2 protein-coding genes and 2 pseudogenes are annotated in these 5482 nt (G+C 46.6%); 3 read left to right on the plus strand and 1 reads right to left on the minus strand.

What is annotated here, in order from left to right:
- Positions 1–252, minus strand: a pseudogene (locus JCM12259_RS17460) (hypothetical protein); the annotation flags it as partial.
- A gap of 13 nt (positions 253–265) precedes the next feature.
- On the opposite strand from JCM12259_RS17460, the pseudogene JCM12259_RS15545 reads away from it, so the two are divergent.
- The 3 genes and pseudogenes from JCM12259_RS15545 (at position 266) to queG (ending at position 5210) form a co-directional block, all read left to right on the plus strand.
- Positions 266–3597 (plus strand): annotated as a pseudogene (locus JCM12259_RS15545) (protein O-mannosyl-transferase family).
- A gap of 7 nt (positions 3598–3604) precedes the next feature.
- Positions 3605–4216: a polysaccharide deacetylase family protein gene (locus tag JCM12259_RS12205; RefSeq protein WP_025066648.1), complete on the plus strand. Its 612-nt coding sequence runs from the start codon at positions 3605–3607 to the stop codon at positions 4214–4216.
- Positions 4194–5210: a tRNA epoxyqueuosine(34) reductase QueG gene (gene queG, locus JCM12259_RS12210; RefSeq protein WP_025066649.1), complete on the plus strand. Its 1017-nt coding sequence runs from the start codon at positions 4194–4196 to the stop codon at positions 5208–5210. The genes JCM12259_RS12205 and queG overlap by 23 nt, the downstream gene beginning before the upstream one ends.
- Positions 5211–5482: the final 272 nt, after the last annotated feature.

Genomic DNA, 5482 nt, shown 5'->3' on the forward strand with positions numbered 1-5482 from the left:
AAACGTTGTTTTTTTCATTTTTGCCTTTCCCAAACAAGGGAAACGTTGTTTTTTCTCATTTCTGCTTTTCCCAAACAAGGGAAACGTTGTTTTTTCCCATTTCTGCTCTTCCCAAACATGGGAAACGTTGTTTTTGACAGTTTCTATCCCCCTGTCCTGGCGGAAGAGCGGGTCCCAACAAATTTCATAGAGCAGTTGTCCTTTATCAATTAAATATGTTACCTTTGCATCCGTATTTCGAAATAACATCATATTAAAGAGAATCATGAAGCAGTACAGACTTGTGGACAATGTGCTGGGATGGGTCGCATTTTTGATTGCGGCTTTCGCCTATTGCTCCACCATCGAGCCGACAGCCAGTTTTTGGGACTGTCCCGAATTTATCACAACGGGTTACAAGTTAGAGATTGGCCACCCACCAGGCGCACCATTCTTTATGCTCACAGCTAATTTGTTCTCGCAGTTTGCCAGCGACGCATCGCAGGTGGCTCGTATGGTGAACACGATGAGTGCGTTGCTCAGTGCCACAACGATTCTCTTTCTGTTTTGGTCGATAACGCATCTCACGCGCAAATTGATTCTTAAAAACTGGAATGCACTCACAATGGGCAAGCTGATTGCCATTGAAGCCTCGGGAATGGTGGGTGCACTGATTTATGCTTTCAGCGATACGTTTTGGTTTTCGGCCGTCGAAGGGGAAGTGTATGCTTATTCTTCGGCTTTCACAGCTATTGTGTTTTGGCTTATCTTGAAATGGGAAGACCATGCCGATGAGCCCCACAGCGACCGTTGGCTGGTGTTGATTACTTATATGACGGGGCTTTCTATCGGTGTGCATCTATTGAATTTGTTGTGCATTCCGGCTATTGTTTTGGTCTTCGTTTATCGCAAATTTCCAGAGATTGAGCTGAAAGGGTCGCTTATCGCACTGTTGGTTTCGTTCGTTCTTGTGGCCGCCGTGCTTTATGGTGTTGTGCCCGGCATTATCACGGTGGGTGGATGGTTTGAACTGTTGTTCGTCAATTATCTCGGTTGTCCGTTCAACACGGGCGAGATCGTGTATATCATCCTGCTTGCAGCCATTGTGATTTGGGCGATTTATGAAACTTACACATCTCGCAGCGAGCGGCGGGAAAATATTGCTTTTGTCGCTTCTGTGGCTATGCTCGGCATCCCTTTTTATGGTTATGGTTGGTCGTCGGTAGTAATTGGAGTAATTGTTTTAACTCTGTTATGGCTTGTACTGAACTACAAACGAGTGATTGACAAGAAGCGGGTAGCTGTTGTTTCGTCGCGCATCAAGAATACGGCACTGTTGTGTATGCTGATGTTGATGATCGGTTATTCCAGTTATGCGCTGATTGTGATTCGTTCTTCAGCTAATCCTCCGATGGATCAGAACTCGCCGGAAGATATCTTCACGCTCGGAAACTATCTCAGCCGTGATCAATACGGTGACCGTCCGTTGATGTATGGACAGGCTTACACTTCGCAAGTGCAGCTTGACGTCGAGGGAAATATCTGTAAACCGCGTCGTGCAGAGGGCGCTCCCATTTATCAGCGCAAGGAGAAAGCCTCGAAAAATGAATCCGACCGATATATCGTTGTAGGGCATAAGGATAAATATGTCTATGCTCAGAATATGCTGTTCCCGCGGATGTATGATGCTGCTCATCGTCAAGCATACGAGGACTGGATGGGCGGCGTAGAGGGAACAGAAGTTCCTTATGATCGTTGCGGCGAACAAATAACGGTCAAAGTGCCGTCTCAGAAAGATAATCTGATGTTTTTCCTCTCTTATCAATGCAATTTCATGTATTGGCGTTATTTCTTATGGAACTTCGCGGGAAGGCAAAACGACATTCAGGGAAATGGTGAACTCGAACATGGAAACTGGATAACGGGAATCCCGTTTATTGATAATCTCCGTTTGGGAGACCAAAGCAAACTACCTGACGAACTTAAAAACAACAAAGGACATAATGTCTTCTATTGCTTGCCGTTGCTTCTTGGCATCATTGGTTTGTTCTGGCAAGCTTTCCGCGGACGCCGAGGTATTCGTCAGTTCTGGGTGGTCTTTTTCCTCTTCTTTATGACCGGATTGGCCATTGTTATCTATTTGAACCAGACGCCGCAGCAACCTCGTGAGCGGGATTATGCTTATGCTGCCTCGTTCTACGCTTTTGCAATTTGGTGTGGCATTGGTGTAGCAGCCATTCTCGATATGATCAAGAAGCGATTCAAAGTAGAAGGCACTGTGGTGTCGGCCGTTGTGGCATTGCTCTGCTTGTTGGTGCCGATTCAGATGGTATCGCAAACGTGGGACGATCACGATCGCAGCGGTCGTTATACGTGTCGCGACTTTGGTCAGAATTATCTGATGACGCTGCAAGACAAGGGCAATCCCATCATCTTTACCAACGGCGATAACGACACGTTCCCACTTTGGTATAACCAAGACGTAGAAGGTAAACGCACAGATGCACGTGTCTGCAACCTCAGTTATCTGCAAACGGATTGGTATATCGACCAAATGCGGCGCCCGGCTTATGATTCGCCATCTGTCCCCATTACTTGGCCGCGTCTCGAATATGTTGGGGGTGTCAACGATTATGTAGAGATTCAGCCGCAAGCCAAACAGCAATTGCTCGACTTCTACAAACAAAATCCCACCCAGCCAAAGCCCAATTTGGAGATAATCCGTTTGAATTGAAGAATATTTTGAAGTATTGGGTACGCTCAAAAGATGCTTCGATGCACTTTATTCCTACCGACACAGTTTATGTCACGATTGATAAAGCAGCCGTGAAACGTAGCGGAATGATGATGGCCAGCGATTCTATTCCCGATCGAATGGTGATTTCGCTTGCCGGAAAGAGCGCGCTTGGTAAAGGCGATCTGATGATGTTGGAAATGATTTCGCAGTGCAACTGGACGCGCCCGATATATGTTGCGCTTACCGTTGGTGAAGAAAATTATATGAATCTGGGCGATAACTTTATCCAAGAAGGACTTGCCAACCGCATCAGTCCGTTTACAACGAACAAGCCGGGAGCTAAAAACTTCGATACAGAGAAGACTTATCGAAACGTGATGACTCGCTATCGCTACGGCGGGTTAGAACAAAAGGGGCTTTATATTGACGAGACAGTGATGCGAATGTGCTATACCCATCGCCGTTTGATGGGGCAATTAGCTTTGCAACTCATTGCCGAACATCAGGACGCTAAGGCTTTACACGTGTTGCAAAAGGCCGAACGAGTGCTTCCTATTTATAACATCCCAATGACTTATATGAGTGGTGGGGCCGACATTGCACGTGCTTATGCTTTTCTCGGACAGAAAGCCAAAGCCACGGAAGTGCTCAATGCCCTTTGGACTAATAGTAGGCAATACGCTCAGTGGTATCTGTCACTTTGGGGCGGACGCTTCACTGAGTCAATGAACGACTGTCTCACACAATTTTACGTGATGCACCAGCTCTGTGGCATTGCTCAAATGGTAGACAAGAAAATGGGTGATAGAATGACCAAAGAGGTGGAAATACTTTACAAACAGTATCTCGACAAGGGCGGTATTCCCCCCGAACGAAAGTAGAAAGCGGATGATAATTGAGCAACCGAGCATCTGGCTGCGTTGGCTTTATCCCCGAGCGACGTGGCGAATGGATAGGAATGACCATTCGGTTTACCTTACTTTTGACGACGGTCCGATACCGGAGTCGACGCCATTTCTGCTCCGTACACTGGCTGAATACGATGCCCGGGCTACTTTCTTTATGGTGGGAGACAATGTGCGCAAGCATCCCAAGCTCTTCGAACAGATTGTTGCAGCGGGCCATCGAGTGGGAAACCACACATATAACCACATTGGCGGAGCTCGCCATACCATCCGAACGTACAGCGCCAATGCAGAAAAAGCCAATTTGCTGTTGCACACCAACCTCTTTCGTCCGCCTCACGGATGGATGCGATTAAGTCAATATGCGTGGTTGGGACGTAAATATCGTATCGTGATGTGGGATCTCGTGACACGCGATTACTCCAAATGGATGACGGCGGAAGACGTCCTTAACAATGTGAAACGATATACCCGAAACGGTTCGATTATTACTTTCCACGACTCATTAAAGAGTATTGACAAGCTACACTATGCTTTGCCCGAGGCTCTGAGATGGTTGAAAGAACAAGGATATGCGTTTAAAACTTTCGAATGAAATCAAAGCCGAGGCTCTGCGTCTCGGCTTTTTTGCTTGCGGAATAGCCCGAGCTGAACCCGTGGCAGATGAAGTTGCTGCGCATGTAAGACGTTGGCTTGATGTCGGAGGTAATGCCGGGATGACCTATATGGGCAATTATATAGACAAACGACTTGATCCGCGTTTATTGATGGACGGTGTAAAATCTATCGTTTGCGTTGCACTCAACTATGCGCCGGCCCAGCATATTCCCCCTGGTGAATTGCAATTGGCAAGCTATGCCTATGGAGCAGACTATCACGACGTTGTAAAAGAGAAGCTGCATCAGCTTGCAGCACACTTCGGTTTACAGCCGTTCGTAATACAAGAGTCTGTTAAGCATCCGGCGATAAACGATATTTCGCAAGAAGATAGGCCGCATTATCGTGCCTTTTGTGATAGTGCTCCCGTCTTGGAACGGTATTGGGCACAACGCGCAGGACTTGGATGGACAGGGCGAAATCATCAATTGATCATCCCTAAAGCCGGCAGTATGTTCGTCCTCGGTGAGCTTTTCATAGACATTGAGTTGACTTATGATACACCGATGCAGAGCCGATGCGGCACCTGTCACAAATGTATCGAAGCCTGTCCTACCTGTGCTTTGGGGATGCCAAACGATATGCAGGGTGATGCTCCCGGTTTATTCGATGCCGAAAAATGTCTTTCTTATCAGACCATTGAGAATCGGGGGGAACTCTCTGCCGATGCTTCCGCAGCGATGGGTAGCACCATTTACGGGTGCGACCGCTGTCAGACGGCGTGCCCATGGAATCGATTTGCGCCACCGACAACCGTCCCGGAATTTCAGCCTAAGCCCGAGCTTTTGGCTATGACACGCGAAAAATGGCGTAAACTCACCGAAGAAGAATATCGAAAACTATTCAAAGGCAGTGCTATCAAGCGTGCTAAATACGCAGGTTTGATGCGTAATATCCGTGCCGTTGAAAAGAATGATACCCATGTAAAATAGAATCTGCCCAACACGATAGTGCTTTTTGCTTAACACGATAGTACTTTTTGCCCAACACGATAGTACTTTTTACTCAGCACGATAGTACTTTTTGCTTAACACGATAGTACTTTTTATTCAACACGATAGTACTTGTTGTTTAGCTATAAAACTGGATTTACTGTGTGATCAACGATTAGTAGCCTTGCGATTAAGCGTTTTTTGCAGTGTAACTAATCAATGAAAATGAAGAAATATCGAAATTGATGTAAACTAACTGATAATGAGGAGGG

Origin of the sequence: Hoylesella enoeca JCM 12259 (assembly GCF_000613405.1) — a bacterium.
In the GTDB taxonomy this organism is placed as follows: Bacteria; Bacteroidota; Bacteroidia; order Bacteroidales; family Bacteroidaceae; genus Prevotella; species Prevotella enoeca.